The organism is Aminobacter sp. P4_D5, assembly GCF_056401815.1.
Genome location: NZ_JBFUIP010001247.1, coordinates 1 through 548, shown reverse-complemented (window position 1 = coordinate 548; position 548 = coordinate 1). Strand labels below are relative to the sequence as shown.

Here is a 548-nt window from a genome sequence, read left to right as displayed (position 1 = left end):
GAACAACACCTCGGGGATCATGCTCTACGGCGCGGACCGGCGGCTGGTGGCCTTCAACGCCCTGGCCGCCGAGCTGACCGAGATCGGCGACCTGGATGCCTGCATCGGCCATACCCTGGACGAGAATCTCGTCGTCCAGGGGCGGACCGGCAATTTCGGCGTCGGGGAGGACGGGCGGCGCAACCTGCGGCGCATGGCCGAGCTGGACCGACGGCTCTCGCATCGCAACCAGCGCACGGCTGAGGATGGGCGCGTCCTCATCGTCAACTCCGACCCCACGCCGGACGGCGGCTTCGTCATCTCGCTCACCGACGTCACGGCGGTGGTGCGGGCCGAGGCGGAGGCCGCGCGCCGCGCGGAGATCCTGGGCGTCATGCTGGGCAACATCCGCCACGGCATCATGCTGTTCGACGCGGCTGGCACGGTCGTCGCCTCCAACGCCAAGCTGCACGAGATGCTGGACCTGCCGCAAAACCTGCTCATGCCCGGCACGAGTCATGAGACGCTGATCGAGACGCTCTATCAGCGCGGCGAGTACGGCGCCGATG

General features: G+C 68.8%; 1 protein-coding gene. It reads left to right on the top strand.

The window, feature by feature from the left end; genetic code table 11:
- Positions 1-548: PAS-domain containing protein (locus AC1DWF_RS37760; protein ID WP_476843530.1), on the top strand; the 548-nt coding region annotated here is incomplete at both ends.